Below are 26,043 nucleotides of genomic sequence, written 5' to 3' on the forward strand. Positions count from 1 at the left end.
ACCGCTCGTTCAGCATTTTCGGATAGCTTAGGGCGAGCCCTCCAACAGGACGCACCCCCGCACGATGCCCCAGGACGTGCCACCTTCTTCCGGTTCGCAGCGCCCCGCGCGTCAGGATGTGCCGTCAGGACGTCCCCGGAAAGGTGCGGCATCGCGAAGAGGTAGCCGACTGAATCTTGACCAGATGCACGGACGCCTTCTGGGCGTCGGAATGGGCTTTCTGGCGATTTATGGCGCTGTGGCCCTCAAGGCAACCGTCGCCACAGTCCTGATGCCGATGGAACCGGAAAAGCGTCAGATCGCCCCGCAGGTTCCTGAAATTCCCAAAAGCGACCCGCGCGGAGAAATGTCCGGCGATTTCGTGCTGCCAACGGTCAAGCGCGCCACCATCACTGATCGGACCGGTCAGGCTCTGGCGCTCTCGCTGCCCGTAGCGCAGGTCTACGCGAACCCGATGGAGCTGATCGATCCGGCAGACGCGGCAGACAAACTCCGCAAAGTCCTCCCGCAACTGGACCGGGACGAGACGATCCGGCGTTTGTCGCTAAAGAAGCAGTTCGTCTATCTGGCGCGCGATATTTCCCCCGTTCAGGAAATCGCCATCAACAACTTGGGCATTCCAGGCATCTATTTCGAAGCAGGTGAACGCCGTCATTACCCTCTTGGCCGGACCGCCGCCCAGATCATGGGCAGTGTCGATATCGACGATCATGGTATCGCCGGGGTGGAGCGGTATTTCGACAAGCGCCTGAATTCCGACAAATCTCCGCTGCGCCTGTCGCTGGACGTTCGTGTCCAGACCGTCGCGCATGACGAACTTCAAGCCGCGAAAGACGAATTCTCCGCCATTGGCGCCAGCGCGATTGTCATGGATGTCCGTACCGGCGAAATTCTGGCCATGGTCAGCCTGCCCGATTACGACGCCAATGATTTCGGACACGCTCCCAACGATGCGCGCTTTAACCGCGCAGTCACCGGCATGTACGAACCCGGTTCGACCTTCAAGCTCCAGACCGCCGCAATGGGCCTTCAGCTTGGTGTCGTTCATATCTGGGACCGCTTTTCGACCATCCCCATCCGCGTCGGGCGCTTCACCATTCGGGACATGAAGACGGACCATTTCGCACCGTGGCTTTCCCTGCCCGGCGTTCTGGCGTTTTCATCCAACCCCGCCGCCGCGCATATCGCACTTGATGTTGGTGCCACCCGGCAGCAGGACTGGTTGCGGAACATGGGCTTCTTCAACCGTGTTCCTGTCGAACTGCCCGAAGCCGGACGTCCGCTCGTTCCAGCTTCGCGCAACTGGGGTATTTCCACCGTTATGACAGTCGGCTTCGGTCATGGTGTGGCCGAACCGCCGCTTGCAATCGTGCGTGGAACAGCCGCGACCGTGAATGGTGGCATCCTGCTCAAACCAACGCTCGTAGCCCGCGATACCGAAGACGATAGCAAGCCGACGCCCGATGCTGATGCGGCACAGCTTCGCCCGGTCGCATATCGTCCGGGTTCCGACAGCGACGAAATCGGTGCCGAAACGCCTGTGGGCACACGGGTTCTGTCTGAACAGACGTCAGCCCTTCTGCGCAAACTTCTGCGCCTCGACGTTACGATGGGAAGCGGTAAGTCCGCTGAAGTTCCGGGCTATTATGTGGGTGGCAAGACCGGCACGGCGGAAAAAATTGGCGCGCATGGCGGCTACCTGAAGCACGTCAACGTCTCGGCCTTCACCAGCGTCTTCCCGATGAACAATCCACATTATGCTGTTTATGTTATGCTCGACAGCCCGCAGGGAACTGCTGCGACCCATGGCTGGACGACGGCCGCCTGGAACGCAGCCCCGACCGTGAAAAAGATCATTTCCCGCGTCGGCCCGATCCTGAACCAGTTCCCGGATCTTACGAACAAAGATGCCATTGATGCCTCTCTGGCCATTCCGATGAACCCGGTCGTCCCCGCCGGTTATCATGCCCTCGGCCCCGGAAATGACCCCGGAGACCCGCGTAATCAGCCTCACGAATCCAAGACCATCTCCCCGAAGACCAAGACACAGCACTGAACCGTCCCATGCGCCTTTCCCAGCTCTTCGCCCTTTGCGGCACATCGCAGTCCCTGACGGACGATCCTAACATTCTGACCGTCACTGCCGACAGCCGCAGGGTCAGACCGGGGGCGCTGTTCTTTGCCCTGCGCGGCGCAAAACAGGATGGGAGCGCCTTCATTGCACAGGCCCTCTCGCAAGGCACCCCCGCAGTCATCGCAGATCATGATACAGCAGAAATCTCGGCCCAGATCCCTGTGATCGTGCGCCCGGATGCCAAGCATCTTCTGGCCTGCATGGCCTTCGCCCTTGCCGGTCCGCAGCCTTCCTGTATCGCGGCAATCACCGGGACAAACGGGAAAAGCAGCACGGCCGATTTTCTCCGGCAACTCTGGATCCTTCAGGGAAACCGCGCGGCCAGTCTGGGAACGCTGGGGCTTGTGTCGGATACAAAAATCCCCGCCCCTCCAAGCCTCACCACGCCCGATCCCGTTTCGCTCGCCCAAACTCTTGCCGCACTGGCCGGGAACGGGGTGGATCACGTCGCGCTTGAAGCCTCCTCGCACGGGCTGGAACAGCACCGCCTGGATGGCATCACTCTTACAGCCGCTGGCTTTTCTAACCTGACGCGCGATCATCTTGACTATCATCTGACGCTGGACGCCTACCGCACGGCCAAACTACGCTTGTTTGACGAAGTCCTGCCCGAAGGCGGCATCGCAGCCGTCAATGCTGATATGGACAGCGAGACTTTCGCAGCCCTTCAGGCAATTGCAGTCCGCAGAAACCTCAAACTTCGTAGCGTCGGACGCAATGGCACCACCCTTCGGCGGATCGAGGCCCGCCCCACGCCCTCCGGTCAAATCCTCCGTCTGGCGCTGCATAGCGAGGAGCTACCCGAGATGTCCTTGTCGCTACCGGGCCGTTTTCAGGCCGACAACGTCATGCTGGCAGCAGCCATGTGCTGGACGGACGAGACCAATGCCCGGCAGGTCGTCGAGCTTCTCCCGCGACTGACAGGCGTCCACGGCCGATGCGAACGGGCGGTCGAACTGCCTAACGGTGCCGCAGCCTATGTCGATTACGCCCACACGCCCGATGCCCTCGACTGCGTCCTGTCCAGTCTGCGCCCGCATACGACGGGCCGTCTGGTCGTGGTGTTCGGCGCGGGCGGCGACCGTGACCGGGGCAAGCGTCCGCTGATGGGAGAGGTCGCGGCACGTATGGCAGATCTGGCCATCGTCACGGACGACAATCCCCGCACGGAAGACCCCATGACGATCCGTTCCGAAATCCGCGCGGCCTGCCCGGACGCTCTGGAAATCGCAGACCGCCGCAGCGCCATCGCAGCAGGGCTTGAGGCCCTGCAACCGGGCGACATCCTTGTCGTAGCGGGCAAGGGGCACGAACAAGGGCAGATCGTAGGCACGGATATCCTGCCTTTCGACGATCGTCTCGTCCTCCGCGAACTGGCAGGTGCAGCATGAGCGTTCTCTGGACCAGCGCAGACCTGCGGGCTGCGACGAGCGGCACGCTTGAGGCCGATGTCCATGTTACGGGCATCTCAATCGACACCCGCACGCTCGCGCCCGGAGACCTGTTCATCGCCCTGCGTGGCGAGAGCAACGATGGCCACACCCATGTCCAGCAGGCTCTGGACAAGGGCGCGGCCTGCGTCCTCGTGCATGACACCGCCGGTCTGAACGACCCGCGCCTCCTGATCGTGCCCGACACCATGACCGCACTGGTGGATCTGGGCCGCTACGCCCGCGCCCGTTTCCGCGGAAAAGTCGTGGCGATTACCGGAAGCGTAGGCAAAACGACGACCAAGGATATGCTGAAGGTCGCCTTGTCCGCGATTGGCCCGACACATGCCGCCGTCGCTTCCTACAACAATCATTGGGGCGTTCCCCTCACGCTGGCCCGACTGCCGCAGGACGCGCGCTTCTGCATCAGCGAGATCGGCATGAACCATGTGGGAGAAATCGCTCCCCTTGCCGCTCAGGTCCGTCCCGATGTGGCCATCATTACCACGATCGGTACAGCACATCTCGGCCATATGGGCAGCATCGAAGCGATTGCGCTTGAAAAAGCATCCCTGTTCGGCGCTCTTCCCGCCCATGGGATCGCAATCGTCCCTGATGATTCTCACGGTCAGACAGTCTTTACAGACGCTCTTCCCAGAGGCTGCACCCTCTGGCGGTCCGGCTTTTCCGCAACAGCGGAACTCCGCCTTGAAGACCTGAACTGCACGGCGGAAGGCAGTCATTTTTCGCTGCACACTCCCTGCGGAACGCAGAATGTGACGCTCACTGCACCCGGCGAACATCTTGCCAGAAACGCAGCTCTGGCCCTCGGCGCAGTTGCAGCCCTCGGCGAAGACGTCGCAGCAGCATCGCGCGCCTTGAACGATTTCGTGCCGGGCGCAGGCCGAGGACAGATCCGCACGATCCTGAACGACGTACGCCTGCTCGACGAAAGCTACAACGCCTCCGCCCCCAGCGTCCGCGCGGCTCTGGCCACGCTCGCCCTGCTTCCGGCCCAGCGGCATGTTGCAGCCCTCGGAGACATCCGCGAACTCGGCACATTCGCCGATGCCGAACACCGCTCTCTGGCAGACGCAGTGCAGGCCGCAAACGCTCTCACGTTCTGCTGCGGCCCACACATGCGCGCCCTTTACGACGCGCTTCCCTCTAAACTTCAGGGAGGATACGCCGCTGATGCCGCCTCCCTCGCGCCCATTCTTCTTGATGCCCTCCGCCCCGGTGATCTCCTCCTCGTGAAAGGCAGCCTCGGCAGCCGGATGCGTGACGTGATTTCAGCCCTCGACAACGCCTCCAGCCCGGTCTCTGCCTGATGCTCTTCAATCTTATCGCCGCCCACGACACGTCCCATGGCGGGTTCTTCAACCTGTTCCATTACCTGACGTTCCGCTCGGGTTGCGCCTGCCTGACGGCGCTGGTCATCTCGCTGGCTCTGGGCAAACCCTTCATCGCGCAGCTCAAACGCATCCAGCGCGAAGGTCAGCCGATCCGCTCTGTCGGACCGGAGCGGCATATTCTTGAAAAAGCCGGCACGCCGACAATGGGCGGCATGCTGATCCTGATCGCCCTGTTCTCGGCAACCCTACTCTGGGCGGATCTGACAAACGGCTTCGTCTGGGCCGTCATGCTGACGACGGCCGCTTTCGGCGCCGTTGGCTTTGCCGACGATTATCTGAAGCTCTCCAAACGCAACACAACAGGCGTCTCCAAGCGCACCCGGTTGGGCTGCGAATTCTTGACGTCGCTGATCGCCGGCATCTGGCTGCAACATTTGACGCCCCCGGAACTGCGCAACATGGTGGCTTTTCCGTTCGTCAAGGACGTGCTGCTTCCGCTGGGTTATGCGTTCCCGATTTTCGCGATGATCGCTATTACCGGTTTCGGCAACGCCGTGAACTTCACGGACGGGCTGGACGGACTGGCCATCGTTCCAGTCGTGATCGCCGCGCTGGTTTTCGCCCTGATTTCCTATCTGGTGGGCAATCACGTTTTTGCTGACTATTTGCAACTCCATCCGGTTCCGGGCACGGGCGAACTGGCAGTTTTCTGCGCGGCCCTGATCGGCGCGGGTCTCGGGTTTCTATGGTTCAACGCCCCCCCTGCGGCCGTTTTCATGGGCGATACCGGCTCCCTGTCTCTCGGCGGAGCACTGGGCGCCATCGCCGTCGCCACCAAGCATGAACTCGTCCTGTGCATCGTAGGGGGCGTTTTCGTGGCCGAAACCCTTTCGGTCGTCATTCAGGTCTTCTGGTTCAAACGAACGGGACGCCGTGTCTTCCTCATGGCGCCGCTACACCATCATTTCGAGAAAAAGGGCTGGCAGGAACCTAAAATAGTCATCCGCTTCTGGATCGTCTCCATCGTGCTCGGCCTCTGCGGCCTTGCGACCCTAAAACTACGATGAACGGCTTCTCACCCAGCCTTCTGGCAGGCGAGCGTTATGCCGTCTGCGGTCTGGGGCGTAACGGTGCGGCTGTCGTCCATGCCCTGCTCGGAATGGGCGCACAGGTTCAGGCCTGGGACGATCGCAACGCCGATCTGCCTGCACATCCGAACCTGACTCTCGCGCCCCTGAACGATCTGTCTGGAATGACAGCCCTCATCCTGTCACCGGGTATTCCGCACCTGCTGCCGAAGGCGCATCCTGTCGCAGATCTCGCCCGCACACAGGGCGTCCAGATCCTGTCCGATGCCGAAATCCTGTATCGGGTCGTTCGGAAATCCGGCTCAAAAGCCGCGTTCGTGGCCGTCACCGGCACAAACGGCAAATCGACGACAACAGCCCTGATCGCCCATCTTTTTACGATGGCCGGGCGTCCCTGCGTGGCAGGTGGCAATCTCGGAACTGCCTCTTTGGCCTTGCCGCTCCTGCCCGATGACGGCGTTTATGTGATCGAAATGTCGTCCTACATGCTCGAACGGCTGGACCGCTTTCATGCAAGCGCAGCCTGCCTGCTGAACCTGACGCCCGATCATCTGGATCGGCATGGCGACATGACCGGATATGCCGCCGCCAAAGCGCATGTGTTCGACAATATGGGCTCCGGTGACCTCGCCGTGATCGGCACCGATGATAACTGGTGCCGCGCCATTGCGTCACAGGTTGCAGCGCGCGGTGTGCAGGTCATGGAACTGGACGCCGATGCGCTTCCCCCCTTCGACGGTCCAGCCCTTCCAGGCCGACACAATGCCCAGAATGTTGGTGCAGCCTGCGCCATCGCGCATCATCTCGGCCTTGATGAGGCAGCACTCCGCGACGGTCTGAAATCATTTCCCGGCCTGGAACATCGCCTGCAAAAAGTCGCGGAATACGACGGCGTGTCGTTTATCAATGACAGCAAGGCCACAAATGCCGAAGCTGCCTCCAAGGCTCTTGCTTCGTATGACAGGGTCATGTGGATTGCCGGCGGCGTTGCAAAAGCGGGCGGCATCGAAAGCCTTGCGCCGTTCTTCGGTCATATCGCACAGGCCTTTCTGATCGGGCAGGATGCGGAAACGCTCGCTGGGACACTGGCCATACACGGCGTGCCTTTCCAGCAGTGCGGAACGCTGGAGAATGCCGTCTCGGCAGCCTTCAGCGCCGCTCTCGCCCAGACTATCCCGGTTGTTCTGCTTTCACCCGCCTGTGCAAGTTTTGATCAATTTCGCAGTTTCGAGGATCGTGGGTCACACTTTCTTCATATTTGCGATAATATTGTGAAATCAGGCCATTCGGGCACCACGCTCACGCAAAAGCTGGAGAGTTGACACCATGTCGGGACTGTCCCGTGTCGAGACCTCCGCTGTCGCCCGCTGGTGGCGAAACCTTGATCGCGTCACGCTGGCCTGCGTGGGCCTGCTGATCGGGCTGGGTTATGTGCTGATGCTCGCCGCCAGTCCCGCGGTGGCATCACGTATCGGTGCCTCGCGCAACATGTTCATTCTCAAGCAGGTGATCTTTCTGGCACTGGCTGGCGGCATCGTACTTGGCACGTCGTATCTGTCCCGCAAGGCCATCAAAAGACTGGCGATCATCGGCGGGATTATCGCGTTGGGTGCCACGGCCATGACGCTGGTGCACGGTATGGAAATCAAGGGCGCGCGCCGATGGATCGCGCTGCCGATGATGTCCGTGCAGCCCTCCGAATTCCTCAAGCCCTGCTTTGCGGTCGTGACAGGCTGGCTGCTTTCCGCACGACGTTCGGTCGTCATGTGGGGCAATAGCGCCTTTCCGGGCATGCTGATTGCGTTTCTGTGCTTCGGCTTCATCCTGCTCCTGCTGAAATCACAGCCGGATATCGGGATGCTCTCCGTCATCACGATGGTCTTCATGACCCAGCTTTTCGTGGATGGGCTCAAACTCTACTGGGTCGGACTGTGCGTCGCAGGCATGGCAGGCGCCTTTGCGGTCGCCTATATCGTCTTTCCGCACGTCCAGTCCCGCGTCCAGCGCTTCCTGCATCCTGATGTCGGGGATCACTACCAGATCGACACCGCACTGCGTGCTTTCGGAAACGGCGGCCTTCTGGGACGCGGCCCAGGCGAAGGACGGGTGAAAGACCTGCTGCCCGACGCCCATGCTGACTTCGTCTTCGCCGTTGCTGGTGAAGAATACGGCCTGATCCTGTGCGTGATCATCATTCTGCTTTTCGGAACGATCGTTTTGCGGACCCTCCTCAAGCTGATGCATGAAGACGATCCGTTCGTCATTGTCTCTGCTGCGGGACTGGTGACAGGTTTTGGCCTTCAGGCCTTCGTCAACATGGGTTCGACATTGCATCTGATCCCGACAAAGGGCATGACCCTCCCCTTCATTTCCTATGGCGGCAGTTCGGCAATGTCGGTTGCTCTGACCATGGGAATGGTTCTGGCCCTGACCCGCCATCATGTCGGCCAGAGCAAAATCGCACAAAGAGCCGCCGCATCTTACGGCCAGAGCCCGTTGTTTGAGAGGAATGCGCCGTGAGCCGCCCCATCGTTATTGCCGCCGGTGGCACCGGGGGACATTTCTTTCCAGCCGAAGCCGTCGCGACCGTGCTAGCGGAACGGGGCCATGACCTCGTCCTCATGACCGACGCCCGGCATGGACGCCGAGACACGGGCCTGTTCAAAGACCTTCCGCAATATGTGCTGGATGGTGCCGGTGTGGCAGGCAAGGGTCTTGGCGGCAAAATCCGTGGTGTGCTCGCATTGCTGCGCGGTATAAGAGAAGCACGTCGCGTCCTCAAATCTCTCGATGCAGTAGCCGTCGTAGGTTTTGGCGGCTATCCGTCCATTCCTCCCCTGACCGCATCCCGGTTTCTGCCCTCCGCAAAACGGCCACGCATGGTCATTCATGAGGGCAATGCGGTTCTCGGACAGGCCAATGCCTTCCTGTCCCGCTTTTCTCCGTTGATCGCCACATCCTACGCAACGGTCGCGCGCCTCCCGCAAAACGCACAGACGACACTCACTGGCATGCCTGTCCGTGCGGGCATCGAAGCGCTCTTTGAAAACGCCTATGCGGCTCCGGAAGAGCAGATCAATCTTCTGGTTTGGGGGGGCTCTCTCGGAGCGCGGGTCTTTTCCGAAGTCGTCCCACAAGCCCTTGCCGCCCTGCCCGAAGAACTCCGCAAGCGCCTCAAAGTCACACAGCAAATCAAGGCTGACGATCTGAACCGCGTCCGTGCCGTCTATGCGAATGCCGGTATTGAGGTTGAAGCCGCACCATTCTTCACGGATGTGCCCACCTGCCTCAGAGACGCACATCTCGTCATCGGTCGCGCGGGCGGCTCTTCGGTCGCGGAACTGACCATGTCAGGCCGCCCCTCCATTCTCGTTCCGCTGCCCATCGCGGCCTCCGATGAACAGGGGGCGAATGGTCAGGCGCTCGTGGATGCGGGTGCCGCCTGGATGATCCGCCAGCCGGATTTCACGCCCACAGCGCTGACCAGTCTGCTGACGGACCTGTTTTCCCATCCTGAAAAGCTCGAAAATGCAGCAAAAGCCGCTCATTCCTGCGCGCGCCCTCATGCTGCCGCAAAAGTCGCGGATCTGATTGAATCCGCTCTTCGTCCCTGATCCTCCGCTTCTACCCAAGAGTACCTGCCCCATGCGCGCCCTGCCCCTGAACATTGGAACCATTCACTTCGTCGGTATCGGCGGCATCGGCATGTCCGGCATCGCCGAAGTGCTGCACATGCTGGGCTACAGGGTGCAGGGTTCGGACATCGCGGAGGGCGCGAATGTGCAACGCCTGCGTCAGTCCGGGATTGTCGTTCACATCGGCCATGACGCTGCCAATCTGGGTGATGCACAGGTTGTCGTAACGTCTACGGCGGTGAAGAAAGACAACCCCGAAGTCGTGGCGGCGCGCGCCAAGCTCATTCCGGTCGTCCGCCGCGCAGAAATGCTCGCCGAACTGATGCGTCTGCGCTGGTCCGTCGCCATCGGCGGCACGCACGGCAAGACCACCACGACTAGCCTCGTCGCCTGCGTTCTGGAACATGCAAAACTCGACCCGACTGTCATCAATGGCGGCATCATCGAAGCCTATGGCACCAATACACGCATGGGCTCAGGCGACTGGATGGTGGTCGAGGCTGACGAAAGCGACGGCTCCTTCTTGCGTCTGCCCGCCGTGATCGCGGTCGTGACGAACATGGATCCGGAACATCTGGATCACTGGGGCACGGAAGAGGCCATGCAGGCCGGTTACGACCAGTTCGTCTCCAACATCCCGTTCTATGGTTTTGCGGTCCTGTGCGTGGATCATCCGCAGGTCCAACAGATGATCCCGCGCCTGTCCGATCATCGCGTCATCACCTACGGCTTCAGCCCACAGGCCGACATCCGTGCCGAAAAAGTCGTCATGGACAAGCGGGGCGCCACATTCGAAGTCGTCGTCACGAACCGTCAGCGCAACCGCTCGCGCCGGGCAGGCCCCTTCCGTTTGCCCATGCTCGGACACCATAACGTCCTGAATTCGCTGGCCGCCATCGCCGTCGCCCTTGAAATGGAAATCAGCGATTCCGTCATCGCGTCTGCCCTGACGACATTCAAAGGCGTCAAGCGCCGCTTTACACGCACCGGCGACTATAACGGCATTTCCATCATCGACGATTACGGCCATCACCCGGTTGAAATCGCCGCCGTTCTGAAAGCCGCACGTCAAGCGGGTGCGAAGAACGTCATCGCCGTCGTGCAGCCGCATCGTTATTCGCGCCTGAAAGTCCTGTTCAACGAATTCTGCACCTGCATGAATGATGCCGATACGGTCATCGTGGCAGACGTGTACGCTGCGGGTGAATCTCCGATCGAAGGTGCGGGCCGAGATGCACTTGTCGAAGGTCTGCGCGATCGCGGCCACCGCTCCGTCGTGCCGCTCCCCGATCCCGCACATCTTCCGGAAATGATCAACGCCATCGCCAAACCCGGTGATTATGTTGTCTGCCTCGGTGCCGGAACCATCACCCAGTGGGCTCAGGCGCTTCCTGCCCAGCTCGAAGCGCTGAACCGGCAGCCCGCAACCGAAGGCGCGGCATGACAGACAGCAGCGATTTTCCGGTCACAGGCCTGCGGGGAAGACTGACGCCGAACGCCCCTCTTGGTCCGCGTGCGTGGTTTCGCGTCGGCGGCCCGGCGGACTGGGTCTTCATCCCTGAAGATCAGGACGATCTGGCACTTTTCCTGCGTGAAAAGCCTGCGTCCATGCCTGCTACGGTTCTGGGGGCGTGCTCGAACGTCATCATCCGTGATGGCGGCATTGCAGGCACGGTCATTCGTCTGGCGCGTGGCTTTGCGGATATCGACATACAGGGCAACAGCCTGATCGTCGGGGCCGCAGCCCTCGACATCACCGTGGCCGAACATGCCGCCGCAGCCGGTCTGGCTGGTCTGGAGTTTCTGGCTGGCATTCCGGGGTCGATCGGCGGCGCTGTCCGCATGAACGCAGGCGCCTACGGATCGGATCTCGATGCCATTCTCGAATGGGCCGAAATCCTGACCGAAAACGGCGAACTGCGCCGTCTATCCCGTGCAGAACTGGGTTTTGCGTATCGCCATTCAGAGCTTCCCGAAGGCAGCGTCGTGATCCGGGCCTGCCTGCGTGGGACACTAGATGATGCAGACGGCATCCGCAGCCGCATTGCGGACATCCGGGCGTCCCGCGAGGCTTCGCAGCCCGTCCGTGCGCGCACAGGCGGCTCCACGTTCCGCAATCCCGAAGGCCACAAGGCCTGGCAATTGATCGACGAAGCCGGATGTCGCGGCCTTCGGATCGGTGATGCGCAGATCAGCGAAAAACACTGCAATTTCCTGCTCAATCTGGGGCAGGCCAGCAGCGCTGATCTGGAAACGCTGGGAGAGACAGTGCGCGAAAAAGTTCTGGCACAGAGCGGCGTCAGTCTGCATTGGGAAATCAAACGGATCGGACGTCAGTCCAAAGGAGACCAGACGTTATGAAAGTCGCAGTCCTGCTGGGCGGAACATCCAACGAGCGCCCCGTCAGCCTCGTGACCGGCGAGGCCGTGATCAAGGCCCTGCGCGACACAGGCCACGACGTCACGCCGCTCGATGTCGGGCCCGACATCGCCGCGACAATCGCCAGCCTGAAATCCGCAGCTCCAGACGTCGTCTTCAATGCGCTGCACGGCCCGCGCGGCGAAGATGGCGCCATTCAGGGCGTTCTGGAATGGCTCGGCCTACCTTACACACATTCCGGCATCCGCGCTTCTGCGGTTGCAATGGACAAGGGCGCTACCCGTATCCTTTTGGCGGCTGCCGGTCTGCCAGTGGCGCAGGGGCGTGTGGTGACGGTTGAGGAACTGGCCGAAGCCGACCCTCTCCCCGCCCCCTATGTCATCAAGCCCGTTGCCGAAGGCTCGTCCGTGGGGGTCGAGATCGTGCGGGCAGGAGACAACCGTCGTGCAGAAATCGCACAGACCTGGCGCTTCGGAAAAGACGCACTGGTCGAGAGCTTCATCCCCGGCCGGGAACTGACCGCCAGCGTCATGGGAGACCGCGCCCTCGCCGTCACCGACATCCTGCCCTGCGAAACAGCCGCGTTCTATGATTTCGAAGCCAAATACAAGGCTGGCGGCTCGCGTCACGTTGTTCCTGCGGTTCTGCCCCAAGCTGTAACGGATCGCGCGCTCGACTACGCCCTACGCGCCCATCAGGCGCTAGGCTGTCAGGGCGCTAGTCGTACGGATTTCCGTTATGACGAGAAGACCGACACGCTGATCATTCTCGAGGTCAACACGCAGCCAGGCATGACACCCACATCCCTGCTTCCGGAACAGGCTGCCTATTGTGGCATTCCCTATCCGGACCTGTGTGACTGGATGGTCCGAGAGGCACTGATGACACGCTGATGCGGGAAGACCCGTCCTTTCAGAAAAACGATTTTGTCCGGGAGCGTTATTCCGGCGGCATGCCGCCTCAGGAAGACCGTCCTTCCCGGGCCAAGCTATTCTGGCGCCGGCAACGGCGGCTGGTCCGGCCTGCGATCGTGTTTCTGGTGGTGATGGGTCTTTCAGGCGCGGGCATGCGCCTGCTGTATGACGCCGCTTCGGAAGAACGCTTCGCCCCCCTACGCGAACGTCTGGTCGCAATGGAGCCGCTACCCATCCGCCACATCGTCATCAATGGTCGCGGCATGACCAGCGAGGCCTCAATTCAAGACGCGCTGGGAACCTCCATCGGGCATCCGATTTTCGGCTTCTCCGTCGAAGCCGCCCGCCAGCGACTGGACGAGCTTCCCTTCATCGACCACGCGACGGTCGAACGGCACATGCCCGATACCGTCATCATCACACTGGTCGAGCGCACCCCGATTGCCGTCTGGCAGGACCGCGGGCATTTCATGCTCATCAACCGCGTCGGTGAAGAAGTTCCCGATCAGGGACTGACTGGAAAGAACGCACAGGCCTTTCTCCAGCTTCCTCTCGTTGTGGGTGAAGGCGCCAATACTGCCGCCGCAAGCGTCATCGACGCCCTCAACCACGAACCGTTGGTCAAGGCTCAGGTCACGGCCCTGATCCGGGTCGGAAGCCGCCGCTGGAATGCAACGCTCAAGGATGGCACCACTATTCTGCTGCCTGAAGGCGAAGAAGCTGCAGCTTTTGCGCGTCTGGCGCGTTATCAGCAGAGCATGCGCCTGCTGGAACGTCCGGTGCAGTCGATTGATCTGCGCCTCCCGGACAGAATGGTCGTCCACCAGCCTCCACAGGTCGCCGTACCACCTGCCGAAGGAGCAAAACCCGATCCGTCTCCGTCCTCTCCTCCACCCCCATCAGACAGCACGAAGCAGCCATGAATGACCTTACCTCCATGTCAGATCTTCCGGCATTCCGGCGCCGGGGTGGTCTGAGAGGCCGGTCCCTCATTCCCGTTGGCGGCGAGCGTGACGTCAGCGTCAACCGTGTCCCGCGCGACATCCTGCCGCTTCCACCAGAAGAGACGCATCGTAGTATCGCATGGCGTCCGGGAATTTTCGGCGCGCTGGATATCGGCACGACGAAAATGACCTGTCTGATCGGCAAGGGCGAGGCCGACGGTTCCATTCAGGTTCTGGGTCACGGATGGCGCCGTTCTCACGGTATCCGTTCAGGATCGATCGTCGATATCCGCGAAGCCGAAGCCGCGATCCGGGCGACGGTCGGCCAGGCCGAAGAGGCCGCCGAACGGCGCATGGACTCCCTCGTCGTCAACCTGTCCTGCGGCAGGCCACTGAGTCGGCTGGTGGATGCCCAAATCCCGATCGGTGGACGTGAGGTAACGGCCGGGGACGTTCAGCGCCTCATTGCAGAAGGACAGGCCCGCGCCTGGATGGAAGGTCGGGAGGTCATCCATACGCTCCCGATCGGATATGTCGTGGATTCCATTCCCGGCATTGCCGATCCCATCGGCCACCAATGCGAAGAACTGGCGACCCGGATGCATGTCGTGGACATGAACTCCAGTGCCCTGCGCACTCTGGACGCCGTTCTGCAACATGCGGAACTCAAACTGGACGGACTGGTTGCAAGCCCCTTTGCCTCGGGCATTTCGGTTCTTGCGGCCGAAGAGCGGGAGCTAGGCGTCACGGTCGTGGAAATGGGCGGTGGCACCACATCTCTAGCAGTTTTCTGCGAAGGAAAACTGCTGCACACGGCCCAGATCCGCGTTGGCGGCCTGCATGTCACGCGCGATATCGCGGGCGTCTTGTCAACGTCTCTGGAAACAGCCGAACGTCTCAAGACAATGTATGGTGCAGCCCAGATGGGTTCCGACGACCAGCGGGAAATCCTGTCCGTTCCCCTGATCGGGGAAAACAGCGATCGGCTGGTACGTCTGCAACGTTCCAAGGTTATTTCCGTTATCCAGCCCCGGATCGAGGAAACGCTGGAGCTCGTCCGGCAGTCCCTCGACAATGCCGGACTGGGTCGACTGGCCAATGGCAGGGTCGTCCTTACCGGCGGAGCCTCTCTGCTTGAAGGAATTGTTCCCGTCGCTACCCGTATTCTGGGCCGTCCTGTCCGGATGGGAAAACCCCAGAACATCTATGGTCTGCCCGAGACAGCCGCGGCTTCGGCAGGCTTTTCAACCGCTGCGGGGCTTCTGGCCTGGGCAGCGGGTGCGGATCGGGACTTCGGAGATATTTCCGCACCCGAACCAAGACCTCGCGGACTTGTTAAACGTCTCGTAGGCTTCATACGCAATAATGTATAAGCTATTACAGATCATAACGCCCTCACCTGTCGCTTTCCTGAAGTTCCGGACCAGATCATGACGCTGAACCTTACCCCTACTCCCAATTCCCACGTTGAGCTGGCGCCACGGATTACCGTGATCGGCGTTGGCGGCGGCGGGACGAACGCCGTTGACAACATGATTGCGTCTGATCTCAAGGGCGTCGAATTCGTCGTTGCCAACACCGACGCACAGCAGCTTGCCCATTCCAAGGCTGAACGCCGCGTCCAGCTCGGCCCGCATCTGACCCGCGGCCTGGGTGCAGGCGCAAAGCCGGAAATCGGTCGTGAAGCCGCTGAAGAAGCTGCTCAGGAAATCGACCGGCAGCTTGAAGGCGCGAATCTGGTCTTTATCACGGCTGGCATGGGCGGCGGCACAGGGACGGGGGCGGCTCCGGTCATCGCACGCATGGCACGCGAACGCGGCGTCCTGACGGTCGGCGTCGTCTCGAAACCTTTCAATTTTGAAGGGCGTCGCCGCACAACAGCTGCTGAAAAAGGCATTGCCGAACTTCAGAAGCACGTCGATACGCTGATCGTCATCCCGAACCAGAATCTTTTCAATTCCGCAACGCAGAACACGACATTCCGCGAAGCCTTCCGGATGGCCGACAACGTCCTGAACATGGGCGTTCGCGGCATTACGGACCTTATGGTCTCCCCCGGCCTAATCAATCTCGATTTCGCGGACGTCAAGGCCGTGATGGAAGAGATGGGCAAAGCCATGATGGGTACGGGTGAAGCCTCCAGCGAAGAAGACGCGGAAGACCGTGCCGTCCTCGCAGCCGAACGTGCGATTTCCAATCCGCTGCTGGAAGATGCCTCAATGGCAGGCGCACGCGGTCTTCTCATCAACATCACCGGTGGCGAAGACTTGACGCTATACGAAGTCAACGCCGCCGCAGACCGTATTCGTGAAGAAGTGGCCGACGATGCAAACATCATCTTCGGCGCCCTGATTGACGAGAAGCTGAACGGTCGCGTGCGCGTCTCAGTCGTCGCAACCGGCATCGACACCCAGCCCTCACATGACCCGTCTGCTGCTCCCGAACCCGTTCAGGCATCGGCGCCGCACGCAAGCCCCATGTCCCAGTCTGCCACCCGGGAAACAGCGTCTTCACGTGCCAGCGCACCGTCTTTCCAGCCCGGCTCAACCTATGCTGGTGGCCCGTCGCGCCCGAATTTCGCACTCGACGCACAACAGACACAGCCTCACAACACAGTTCCCCTGTCCGCACAGGAAGCCCCTGCTCCCGAGCAGACTGCCCCTGAAAACCCCGCGCACCGACAGGAGAGCGCCCATCAGCCTTCTCCGCGAGCTGGTCTGTTTTCAGATCCCTCCCGCCATGCTCCCCAGCAGCAGGCCGAACCGCCCCGCAGCCTGTTCGGCATGGTCACAGGTGCTTTCCGCAGTCGTCCGCCCCAGCCGCAGCAGGGCCAGCAGCCAACGGAGCGCGCAGAACCCAACACACGCGACAATTACCAGCATCAGACCCCGCAGCATCCCGAACAGCCTTCGAGCGGCGGCGATGATTCCAATCTGGATATCCCAACCTATCTGCGTCGCTGATCAACGCCCCCCCCTCTTGCTCGCAGGGCGAGAGGGGGTAATATCCGGCAACAATCGTTGACTGGAACCAAAGTCCAGTATCTGTTTTCTAGTCTCCGGAACCAGAATTTTCGGAGGCTTTATGCAGGTGACGCCCAAGCAAGGTGTAAAAACGGCGCGTGGCGTTGATGTCATAAAGCCAGAGACGGCATCGGGCCTTGATGGTTCGCCTTCCCGCACTGAGCGCAGCGGTTCAAAAAATCTGCAGACAACTCTTGCACACCCCATTCACTGTCAGGGGATCGCCCTGCATAGCGGTGTCACGGTCGATCTCCATCTTTCTCCGGCGGCGGCCAATACGGGAATACGGTTCCAGCGTTCCGACAGAGAAGGGTCACCTTCTTTTCCGGCGACCTATGACCACATCGTGGATACGCGCCTTTCAACTGTCGTCGCGTGCGAGGCCGATCCCTCCCTGCGTGTCGCGACAATCGAACATTTGATGGCGGCACTCAATGCCTGCGAGATCGACAATATCCTGATTTCGGTCAGCGGTCCTGAACTGCCGGTTCTCGACGGCTCTTCTGACGCCTTTGCATTCCTGATCAAGTGCGCGGGTCGCAAGATCCTCGATACACCTCGCCAAGTCATTGAGATCCTGCGCAATGTCCGCGTCGAAGGCGAAGACGGAGCTTTTGCCGAACTGCGCCCTGCCCAGCGCGGACTGTCACTGGCCATTTCCCTGAGCTTTTCAGCACAGGCCATCGGAAACCAGCGTTACGCCATGCAGCTCAACGAACAGCGCTTCATGGAAGAAGTGGCGTTCTGCCGGACATTCGTCAATCGTCAGGACATTGAATATCTTCAGAGTATTGGTCTTGCGCGCGGTGGATCATTGGAAAATGCCGTCGTCGTGGATGGCGAAAACATCCTCAATCCTGCTGGACTGAAAATCGAGCGCGAGTTTGCCCGCCACAAATTACTTGATGCCATTGGCGATCTGTATTGCGCAGGACATCGAATGCAGGCTGGTTTCATTGGCCATAAATCCGGACATACGCTCAACAACAAGCTTCTGCGAACCGTTTTTTCAGATGCTTCCAACTGGCGCTTCGTTCCCACAGCCCCTTCCCGGTCCGTTACAAAAGCTTTGCGCACGCGCGTTGCCGCCTGAGGCCGCATGGCAGGTCTTTCGTCAGCGCATTCCCGTGATATAAGACGGGCTTCCACGGGAAGAGCAGGTATGACAAGCAGCACTCAGCGTCATTTTGAAGCATCGGTCACGAATGGTGGTTTCATTCTGAGAGCTGCGGCTGTCAGCGGACTTCTGCTGCTGTCCGGCTGCTCCCTGTTTTCGCATCAGCACGAAAAACCAGCGATTCCAAAAACCGCTGATGCCGAGACTCTGTATAATTACGGAATCGATGCGCTGCATACGGGCCATTACGAACTGGCTGGTGGCGAATTCGAACTGCTTCAGCAAAATTATCCCTATTCCGGTTTCACTGGAAATGCGGAGCTGATGGAGGGATATGCGTATTACCTTCAGGGCGAATACGCACTTTCGGTTCAGCAGCTCGAACGTTATCTCCAGTTGCATCCGACCAGCCCTGATGCAGCCTACGCCTTCTATCTGCGTGCTCTCTGCTATTACGAACAGATTGCCAATGTTGAACGTGATCAGCAGGGTACGGTCGAGGCACTGGACGCGCTTGAAGAAGTCATCACCCGCTTCCCCCAGACGTCCTACGCCCGCGACGCCCAGTTGAAGATCGATCTGTGCCGCGACCATCTGGCTGGCAAAGAAATGCTGGTTGGCCGCTGGTATCAGCAGCAGCGCAACTACGAAGCCGCCATGACACGTTATCAGCGCGTCGTGCAGGACTATCAGACGACAAACCACGTTGCCGAAGCTCTTGAGCGTCTCGTGGAAGTCTATCTGTCTCTTGGTCTCAAGGATCAGGCCCGCCAGACGGCCTCTGTTCTCGGCTACAACTATCCCGACAGCCAGTGGTATCGTTATGCGTATAATGATCTTCGGGAGAATAAGCTGCTCAATGGCGATCTCAAGAAGCCTGTCGTCCGTCCAGGCCAGCAGGACCATCGTGGATTTTTCTCCCGGATGTGGCACAGCGTTTTCTGATACCAGCCCTTTGAAACAGGGCACTACACTCCCAACATTGCTGTCATGCTGACCCATCTCTCGATCCGCGACGTCGTTCTGATCGAAAAGCTCGATCTCGGCCTTTCCCCCGGTCTGACCGTCCTGACCGGCGAGACCGGGGCGGGGAAATCCATCCTACTCGACAGTCTGGGCCTGGCCCTCGGAGAGCGTGCCAGCGGTGGCCTCGTGCGCTCAGGCGCCACGCAGGCCAGCGTATCGGCTATTTTTGAAGTCGATGCCCGTCATCCTGTTCTAGCCCTGCTCGACGAACACGGCATCGTCCGCGAAGATCCATCGGACCCGATCGTCCTGCGGCGCATCGTGACGCCGGATGCCCGCTCCCGTGCCTATGTCTGCGACCAGCCGGTCGGCGTTGGCCTGCTGCGTCGCGTGGGCGCCCACCTCGTGGAGATTCAGGGCCAGCACGAGCAGATGGGCCTTGCCGACCAGAGCACCCATCTCGATCTGCTGGACGCATTCGGAATTACTCCACTGCTCCGAGAGAAAACGGCCAGCACGTTCCGGCAATGGGCCGCAGCACGCAATGCCCTCAAAGCCGCGCGCACCGATATGGAAGCCGCAGCCCGCGAGGAAGAATGGCTGCGTCAGACGGTCGATGATCTGGAACGTCTGGCCCCGCAGGAAGGTGAGGAGGACGCGCTCGCCGCCACGCGCGTCAGCCTCCAGCGTGATGAACGCCGTGGTGAAGCCGTTGCCGCCGCCCTGTCAGAACTGACTCCCCGTGACCGCCGCTCGTCCGCTCCGGCCGCTGCCCTGCGTGCAGCCAGCCGTGCGCTCGCAAGACTGCTGCCAGCACCGACGGAGACGGAAACCCTTTCAGACAGCCACCAGACACAGGCACAGGACGCGCTCGACGCTCTTGGAAAAGCCGAAGAGGCCCTTGCCGAAGCGGAGATGCTGCTGAGCCGCCTTGCCGCAGATACCGAAGGCGATCCCCGTCTTCTGGAAGAAACAGAAGAGCGGCTATTTGCACTCCGGGCCGAGGCCCGCAAACACAATATTTCCGTAGCCGAACTGCCCGGCTTTCTCACCACCCTGAAAACACGGCTGAGCGCACTGGATTCCGGCAACGCCGAACTGGCCCGCCTTCAGACGGCCCTGACAGAGGCCCGTCTGGCCTATGAAGACGCTGCCCGCACCCTCTCTGCCGCTCGCCAGAAGGCTGCCGAAAAGCTCGAAAAAGCAGTCAGTACGGAACTGCGCCCCGTTAAACTGGAACGCGCGCGCTTCATCGTCTCGCTTCTGCCTCTGGACCCCGACCACTGGAACAGTCAGGGCATGGAACAGGCTTCGTTCCTGATCGCTGCCAACCCCGGACAGTCTCCTGGCCCGCTCGCCAAGGTGGCATCAGGTGGTGAGCTGTCACGCCTCATGCTGGCACTGAAAGTGGTGCTGGCGGAACGCTCCGATATCGGCACTCTGGTCTTTGATGAAGTCGACTCTGGCGTGGGTGGCGCCACCGCATCTTCGATCGGAGACCGGCTTCACAAGGTCGCGCAGGACGTGCAGGTTCTGGTCGTTACCCATAGCCCGCAGGTCGCAGCGCGTGGCGACCACCATTTGCGAATCGCCAAACGCGTCCGCAACGACCGGACCGAAACACTGGCCGAACCTCTGCCTCATGACGCCCGACGCGAGGAAATCGCCCGGATGCTCGCGGGCGACATTATTACCGACGCGGCCCGCGGGGCCGCCGACAGCCTTCTTGGACATCAGATTTCATGACCACTGCCCCAGTCTCCGCCGCCGAGCGTCACGCTGAACTCGAAGCGGACCTCGCACGGTGGGACGAGGCCTATCATGGGCGCGACGAACCCGAAGTTTCTGATGCCGTCTATGATGCGGCTCGGCGCGAACTTCTGGCTCTGGAAGACGCACACCCGGACCTTCGATCGGAAAATGGCTTCAGCCAGCGGGTCGGATCGGCTCCCGATGCAGCTTTCGGGAAATACCGTCATCTCGTTCCGATGCTGTCTCTCGACAATGTTTTTGACCCGGAAGGCTTTGACGGCTTTGTCTCGAAGGTCGGGCGCTTTCTCGGGCTAGACGAACAACGTCTTCAGGCCCTCCAGTTCGTTGCTGAACCCAAGATCGACGGCCTTTCCATCAGCCTGACCTACGAACACGGCCGTTTCGTCCGTGGCACCACACGTGGAGACGGTATCGAAGGTGAAGATGTTACCGCCAACCTTCTGACCCTGAACGATATTCCTCACGAACTCGCCGGCCCTGTTCCCGAACGTCTCGAAATCCGCGGCGAAGTCTTCCTCTCCAAAAGCAGCTTCCTCACCCTGAACGAGCAGCAGGTCGCGCGCGGCGCGCGTCCCTTCGCCAACCCCCGCAACGCAGCCGCGGGTTCTCTGCGACAGTTGGACGCCGAAATCACCCGCAGCCGGCCGCTTTCTCTCTTTGCTTACGCTCAGGGCTACACATCCTCGCCCGTTGCCACGACGCACTGGGACTATCTCGAAAAATTGCGGAGCTGGGGCTTCAGGGTCAATCCACTCTCCGAGATGATCGCCCATGCCCGCGATATTCCCGCCTATGTCGACAAACTGGCGCGTGAACGCTCAGGGCTGGACTACGATATCGACGGTATCGTCTTCAAACTGGACGATATTAGCTTGCAGGAACGGCTGGGTTTCGTCGGTCGGGCGCCACGCTGGGCCATAGCCTGGAAATTTCCGGCCGAGCAGGCCATCACCCGCCTGCTGGAAATCGAAATTCAGGTGGGCCGCACAGGTGCCCTGACGCCAGTCGCGCATCTGGAGCCGGTGAATGTCGGCGGTGTCATCGTCTCTCGCGCCACGCTGCATAACGAAGACGAAATTGCCCGCAAGGACGTGCGCATCGGCGATCTGGTCCGCCTTCAGCGCGCTGGAGACGTCATCCCGCAAATCCTTGGCCCGGTGCCAAGCGAGGAACCGCGCTCAGAACCGTTCGTCTATCCCGATCACTGCCCGGTCTGCGGATCTCTCGCCGAGCGTGTTCATGGGGAAGCCGTCCGTCGCTGCACGGGTGGTCTGACCTGTGAAGCCCAGGTCGTGGAACGGCTGATCCACATGGTCTCGCGCAATGCCTTCGACATCGATGGCCTTGGCGAACGCAGCATCCGCGAATTCCACGACGCTGGATATATCCGCACACCGGGCGATATTTTCCGCTTGCGAACGCATGAAGACGCCCTGCTCCAGCGCGACGGCTGGGGGCGACTGTCGGTCGACAATCTGTTCCATGCGATTGACGAGCGGCGGACAATCCCGCTGACACGACTTATTTTCGGCCTTGGCATCCGACGTATCGGCGAACGCAATGCCCAGTTGCTGGCGCGACACTACCAGACTTTCAAAAACTGGCGCGACGCCATGCTGGCTGCCCGCCCAGATTCAGAAGAACGAGCGGCACTCGGGGCGATCATGGGCGTAGGCGATGCGATTGCCGACGAACTGTCCGCCTTTTTCGCCGAAAGCCATAACGTCGAAACTCTTGATGATCTGGCGACGGAACTGACGGAGATCACTCCCGAAGACGCCCCTCAGGAAGGCCATCTTTCGGGAAAAGTCATCGTGTTCACAGGAACCATGACGACCATGTCCCGACCGGAAGCCAAAGCCATTGCCGAACGGCTGGGTGCGCAGGTGACCGACAGCGTTTCCAAAAAAACGTCTCTGGTCGTCCTTGGTGAAAAAGCGGGTTCAAAAGCGAAGAAAGCCGCCGAACTCGGGATTGAAACCACGGATGAGGACGGCTGGCGCGTTTTGGCAGGGCTGTAACAGAACTGCAAAACCAAAACCGTGAGAAAGTTGGTAATATTTCACTTTTTCAGGGTATAACGCCTCCCGCATGTCAGTCCTTCCTTCCTCCCAGCAACAGATCGTTTTCCTCCTGCTGGGCTTAGCTGCCACGGTCGCGCTGATTGGCGTTTCCATCCTGATCTCACTATCGGAGATCTCTTTTGCCGCGGCACGGGATGTGCGCCTTCGTTCCAGAGCCGAAGCGGGAGATCCCCGTGCTGTCGCGTTTCTCAAACTGCGACGCAACAGCGGTCAGGTCATTACGGTCCTTCAGATCTGCCTGAACGCGGTCGGCGTTCTGGGCGGCATCATCAGCGAATCCATGCTGAGCGACCCGATCGCGGCAGGCTTTCGTGCGATGGGCACAAGCCCAGCACTTGCCAGCAAGCTGGGTTCAGCCTGTTCCTTTATGCTGATCACCGGCCTTTTCGTCCTGTTTGCGGATCTTCTGCCCAAGCGGATTGCCATGAACGCGCCCGACCGGATCGCGCTCAAGGTCGGCTGGTTTCCCGCCATCGCCCTGAAAGTTCTCTACCCGGCGGTTCTGGTTTTCTCGAAAATCTCTGACTGGCTGCTCAAACTTCTCAAGATCCCGGCCGCCGCAACCGTCGAGCCCGTCACGCCTGAAGACCTTCGCGCCATTCTCGCGGCCGGAACAGCCTCCGGCGTGCTTCTGGAAGAAGAGCACCAGATGATCCAGAACGTGCTCGGCCTTCAGGACCGCGCCGTCACGTCCGCCATGACACCACGCGACGAGATCGTTTTTCTGGACGTACAGGAAAGCCCTGAAAGCCAGCGCGACAAGGTGCGGGTTCGTCCCTATTCCCGTTACCCGCTCTGCGACGGTGGTCTCGATAAGGTCATCGGCTCCATCCGCGCAGAAGACGTTCTGGTTGCCGTTGTCGACGAACCCCAGCCCAAAAGCACAGGTCTCGCTCCCATCGCCAGCCAGATCTTCCGCATGCGCCGCGATGTCCTCTCGCTCCCCGACACCCTGAATTTGTGGGAGACCCTCGCACAGTTCGAGGCGCATTCGGCAGGCTTTGCCCTGATCGTCAACGAATATGGTCTCGTGGTCGGCCTCATCACCTACAAGGACATCATGGGCGCCCTGATGGACGGTCTGGTGAGCCCATTCGAGGAACAAGCCATCGTCCGCCGCGACGACAAATCCTGGCTGATCGACGGCGCGGCCCCTATCGGCGACGTCATCCGCGAACTGGACATTCCCATGTTCGACGATGCCCAAAACTTTGACACGGTTGGCGGCTTTGTCATGAACCGTCTGCGCCGCATGGCACGCAAGGCGGACAGTGTGCAGTCGTCCGGATTCCGGTTTGAAGTGGTGGACGTGGAAGGCTTCAGAATCAACCAGTTACTGGTGACACGCCTGAACTGACTTCCTCTGCCGGACGCAGACTGCTTAGATCGTGACATGATCGATCTTAGCCGCTCTGCTCTTATCCTCGTCGATATCCAGAATGATTTCCTGCCCGGCGGTGCACTTGCCGTACCAAATGGGGACAGCATTCTTGAGGCCGTCAACGCGCTTTCCAGACACGCCTTCAGGGCAGTGATCGCAACGCAGGACTGGCACCCTTCCCATCACTGCTCTTTCAGCTCTCAGGGCGGTCCCTGGCCGATCCACTGCGTTGCTGGCACCCAAGGGGCTGATTTTCCTGAAGCACTCACACCCGAGCCAATAACGCACATTATCCGCAAAGGCGTTCTGCAGGAGCGGGACAGCTATTCGGGGTTTCTCGACAATGATCGTGCAACTTCAACAGGGCTCGACGGGTTATTAAAAGGTCTCGGCATAGACCGTGTGGTCGTCTGTGGGCTGGCTCTGGATTACTGCGTCATGGCGACGGCGCTGGATGCCATAAGTTGCGGCTATCAAACCGACGTCGTGCCGGAAGCCTGCCGGGGGATTTCCTCTAACCCAACTGCCACATTGGAAAAACTTGAAAAACAAGGCGTTCGGTTGAAAAACCTGAATACCTTCTGAAGGGCACAATCATGCATATAACCCGACTGCTTCCTGCAATACTTGCATGTGCGGCATTCCAGACTGCCTCAGCAGCGACACCTCCGATAACGGCAGATCTGGCGAACACGCAAGGATTCCGGCAGGCCTATCAGGCTATGGTGACACTGCCGTCATGGGTGATGACGGCACATGCGACCTCCGTGCCGGTCAGCGATTTCAGCATTGGGGGCAAGACTTATCTTCTGGGACATATGTGCCGCCAGCATGACTGTGCAGCAGAGCAGCTTGAGGTTGTTTTTGCGAAAGACCATTCAGCGGCATGGGGGCTGTTGAGCATCAAACGGGAGGGGCCGCTAAAACAGACTTTTCTGGGCGCACCCGATGCCGAGATGCAAAAGGTTCTTCTCAAAGCCTATCAAGATAATAATCCAGCAGACTGAATTTAAAGGAAGATGGAGCGCCAGCCGATATCTCTGAAATGGCTGGTGCGCCCTGATGGATTCGAACCATCGACCCACAGCTTAGAAGGCTGTTGCTCTATCCATCTGAGCTAAGGGCGCATCAATCTGGCCATTAACTGGTCGGGGCGCCCGGACTCGAACCGGGGGCCTCTTGTACCCAAAACAAGCGCGCTACCAGGCTGCGCCACGCCCCGAACCGGCCGGAACCTAGGATGTCTGGCCGGTTGAGGCAAGAGGGTTTTTTTACTCGCCTTCGCTTCTTACGAGCGGCGGCACGAAAAGCGGCGCTGTGTCCCACGGAAAGAGCACCCAGGTGTCCTGCGCGACTTCCGTCACATAATGATCCGTGAAGGGTTTGCCCTCAGGTTTGGCATAGAGGCACGCAAAGACTGCCTTGGGCAGCAGTTCGCGCACGATACGGGCAGTCACGCCCGAATCCACGAGATCGTCCACAATCAGGAAGCCTTCGCCATCTCCCGCAGCAACAGGCGGCTTGACGACTTTCGGCTCATGCTGCGTGCCTTCTTCGCCCGCATAACTGATGACCGAAACGCTTTCGATCAAGCGGCAGCCCATTTCGCGACCAAGAATGGCGGCGGGGATCAGGCCACCACGGGTAATGGCGACGATCCCACGGAAAGGCCCATGCTTTTGCATGAGAGTTGAGGCCAGAAGGCGCGCGTCCCGATGGAGTTGGTCCCAGGTGACGGTTGCATAATGAACGGTTTGGGGGGTCTGATTGGCTGTCATGATCTTCCTCTGCCTTCCGTCTCGCAATTTTGCAATAAACTT

Annotated in this window: 21 protein-coding genes and 2 tRNA genes; 20 read left to right on the forward strand and 3 right to left on the reverse strand. The window is 60.3% G+C overall.

The genetic code is table 11. The features are described 5' to 3' along the window. Nucleotides 1–64 precede the first annotated feature (64 nt). From GKO01_RS07505 to GKO01_RS07600, 20 genes are all read left to right on the forward strand, one after another. Nucleotides 65–2,056 carry a peptidoglycan D,D-transpeptidase FtsI family protein gene (locus GKO01_RS07505; protein WP_099286507.1) on the forward strand — a complete coding sequence of 664 codons (1,992 nt, stop codon included), beginning with the start codon at nt 65–67 and terminating at the stop codon, nt 2,054–2,056. A gap of 8 nt (nt 2,057–2,064) precedes the next feature. Continuing rightward, nucleotides 2,065–3,525: a UDP-N-acetylmuramoyl-L-alanyl-D-glutamate--2,6-diaminopimelate ligase gene (locus GKO01_RS07510; protein ID WP_099286508.1), complete on the forward strand. Its 1,461-nt coding sequence runs from the start codon at nt 2,065–2,067 to the stop codon at nt 3,523–3,525. Beyond that, nucleotides 3,522–4,895: a UDP-N-acetylmuramoyl-tripeptide--D-alanyl-D-alanine ligase gene (locus GKO01_RS07515; protein ID WP_099286509.1), complete on the forward strand. Its 1,374-nt coding sequence runs from the start codon at nt 3,522–3,524 to the stop codon at nt 4,893–4,895. The genes GKO01_RS07510 and GKO01_RS07515 overlap by 4 nt, the downstream gene beginning before the upstream one ends. Further along, nucleotides 4,895–5,986 carry a phospho-N-acetylmuramoyl-pentapeptide-transferase gene (gene mraY, locus GKO01_RS07520; RefSeq protein ID WP_062028551.1) on the forward strand — a complete coding sequence of 364 codons (1,092 nt, stop codon included), beginning with the start codon at nt 4,895–4,897 and terminating at the stop codon, nt 5,984–5,986. The genes GKO01_RS07515 and mraY overlap by 1 nt, the downstream gene beginning before the upstream one ends. Further along, nucleotides 5,983–7,329: a UDP-N-acetylmuramoyl-L-alanine--D-glutamate ligase gene (gene murD, locus GKO01_RS07525; RefSeq protein ID WP_099286510.1), complete on the forward strand. Its 1,347-nt coding sequence runs from the start codon at nt 5,983–5,985 to the stop codon at nt 7,327–7,329. The genes mraY and murD overlap by 4 nt, the downstream gene beginning before the upstream one ends. A 4-nt stretch (nt 7,330–7,333) precedes the next feature. Continuing rightward, the gene (locus tag GKO01_RS07530) at nt 7,334–8,527 is read left to right on the forward strand and encodes an FtsW/RodA/SpoVE family cell cycle protein (protein WP_099286511.1); all 1,194 of its coding nucleotides are present in this window, start codon (nt 7,334–7,336) and stop codon (nt 8,525–8,527) included. Then, nucleotides 8,524–9,621, forward strand: a complete 1,098-nt coding sequence (gene murG / locus GKO01_RS07535; RefSeq protein WP_099286512.1) for an undecaprenyldiphospho-muramoylpentapeptide beta-N-acetylglucosaminyltransferase — start codon at nt 8,524–8,526, stop codon at nt 9,619–9,621. Before GKO01_RS07530 ends, murG begins: the two co-directional genes overlap by 4 nt. A 31-nt stretch (nt 9,622–9,652) precedes the next feature. Beyond that, nucleotides 9,653–11,086: a UDP-N-acetylmuramate--L-alanine ligase gene (gene murC / locus GKO01_RS07540; protein ID WP_099286513.1), complete on the forward strand. Its 1,434-nt coding sequence runs from the start codon at nt 9,653–9,655 to the stop codon at nt 11,084–11,086. Next, on the forward strand, nt 11,083–12,003 hold the full coding sequence (gene murB, locus GKO01_RS07545) for a UDP-N-acetylmuramate dehydrogenase (RefSeq protein WP_099286514.1): 921 nt from the start codon (nt 11,083–11,085) through the stop codon (nt 12,001–12,003). The genes murC and murB overlap by 4 nt, the downstream gene beginning before the upstream one ends. Next, complete coding sequence (locus tag GKO01_RS07550) at nt 12,000–12,914, forward strand: D-alanine--D-alanine ligase (protein WP_099286515.1); 915 nt, start codon at nt 12,000–12,002, stop codon at nt 12,912–12,914. Before murB ends, GKO01_RS07550 begins: the two co-directional genes overlap by 4 nt. Beyond that, nucleotides 12,914–13,858 carry a cell division protein FtsQ/DivIB gene (locus GKO01_RS07555; RefSeq protein WP_099286516.1) on the forward strand — a complete coding sequence of 315 codons (945 nt, stop codon included), beginning with the start codon at nt 12,914–12,916 and terminating at the stop codon, nt 13,856–13,858. Before GKO01_RS07550 ends, GKO01_RS07555 begins: the two co-directional genes overlap by 1 nt. Next, nucleotides 13,855–15,252 carry a cell division protein FtsA gene (gene ftsA / locus GKO01_RS07560; protein WP_062028568.1) on the forward strand — a complete coding sequence of 466 codons (1,398 nt, stop codon included), beginning with the start codon at nt 13,855–13,857 and terminating at the stop codon, nt 15,250–15,252. Before GKO01_RS07555 ends, ftsA begins: the two co-directional genes overlap by 4 nt. A gap of 57 nt (nt 15,253–15,309) precedes the next feature. After that, nucleotides 15,310–16,842: a cell division protein FtsZ gene (gene ftsZ, locus GKO01_RS07565; RefSeq protein ID WP_099286517.1), complete on the forward strand. Its 1,533-nt coding sequence runs from the start codon at nt 15,310–15,312 to the stop codon at nt 16,840–16,842. A 121-nt stretch (nt 16,843–16,963) separates the two neighbouring features. Further along, complete coding sequence (lpxC, locus tag GKO01_RS07570) at nt 16,964–17,995, forward strand: UDP-3-O-acyl-N-acetylglucosamine deacetylase (RefSeq protein ID WP_099286518.1); 1,032 nt, start codon at nt 16,964–16,966, stop codon at nt 17,993–17,995. Between the two features lie 69 nt (nt 17,996–18,064). Then, nucleotides 18,065–18,964 (forward strand): outer membrane protein assembly factor BamD, encoded by a 900-nt coding sequence (locus GKO01_RS07575; RefSeq protein ID WP_099286519.1) that lies wholly within the window; start codon nt 18,065–18,067, stop codon nt 18,962–18,964. A 45-nt stretch (nt 18,965–19,009) separates the two neighbouring features. Continuing rightward, nucleotides 19,010–20,731, forward strand: a complete 1,722-nt coding sequence (recN, locus tag GKO01_RS07580; RefSeq protein ID WP_099286520.1) for a DNA repair protein RecN — start codon at nt 19,010–19,012, stop codon at nt 20,729–20,731. Then, nucleotides 20,728–22,779: an NAD-dependent DNA ligase LigA gene (gene ligA, locus GKO01_RS07585; protein ID WP_099286521.1), complete on the forward strand. Its 2,052-nt coding sequence runs from the start codon at nt 20,728–20,730 to the stop codon at nt 22,777–22,779. Before recN ends, ligA begins: the two co-directional genes overlap by 4 nt. Nucleotides 22,780–22,849: 70 nt before the next feature. Then, nucleotides 22,850–24,199 carry a hemolysin family protein gene (locus GKO01_RS07590; RefSeq protein WP_099286522.1) on the forward strand — a complete coding sequence of 450 codons (1,350 nt, stop codon included), beginning with the start codon at nt 22,850–22,852 and terminating at the stop codon, nt 24,197–24,199. A gap of 36 nt (nt 24,200–24,235) precedes the next feature. Further along, complete coding sequence (locus tag GKO01_RS07595; RefSeq protein ID WP_099286523.1) at nt 24,236–24,808, forward strand: nicotinamidase; 573 nt, start codon at nt 24,236–24,238, stop codon at nt 24,806–24,808. A gap of 11 nt (nt 24,809–24,819) precedes the next feature. Then, entirely contained in the window at nt 24,820–25,230 is a 411-nt protein-coding gene (locus tag GKO01_RS07600) for an Ivy family c-type lysozyme inhibitor (protein ID WP_099286524.1), read from the forward strand. A 43-nt stretch (nt 25,231–25,273) separates the two neighbouring features. Here the strand turns inward: GKO01_RS07600 and GKO01_RS07605 are convergent. The 3 genes from GKO01_RS07605 to gpt form a co-directional block, all read right to left on the reverse strand. Continuing rightward, nucleotides 25,274–25,350, reverse strand: a tRNA-Arg gene (locus GKO01_RS07605). An 18-nt stretch (nt 25,351–25,368) separates the two neighbouring features. Beyond that, a tRNA-Pro gene (locus GKO01_RS07610) sits at nt 25,369–25,445 on the reverse strand. A gap of 49 nt (nt 25,446–25,494) precedes the next feature. After that, the gene (gene gpt, locus GKO01_RS07615) at nt 25,495–26,001 is read right to left on the reverse strand and encodes a xanthine phosphoribosyltransferase (protein WP_099286525.1); all 507 of its coding nucleotides are present in this window, start codon (nt 25,999–26,001) and stop codon (nt 25,495–25,497) included. Between the last annotated feature and the right edge of the window lie 42 nt (nt 26,002–26,043).

Source organism: Gluconobacter kondonii, assembly GCF_002723995.1.
In the GTDB taxonomy this organism is placed as follows: domain Bacteria; phylum Pseudomonadota; class Alphaproteobacteria; order Acetobacterales; family Acetobacteraceae; genus Gluconobacter; species Gluconobacter kondonii.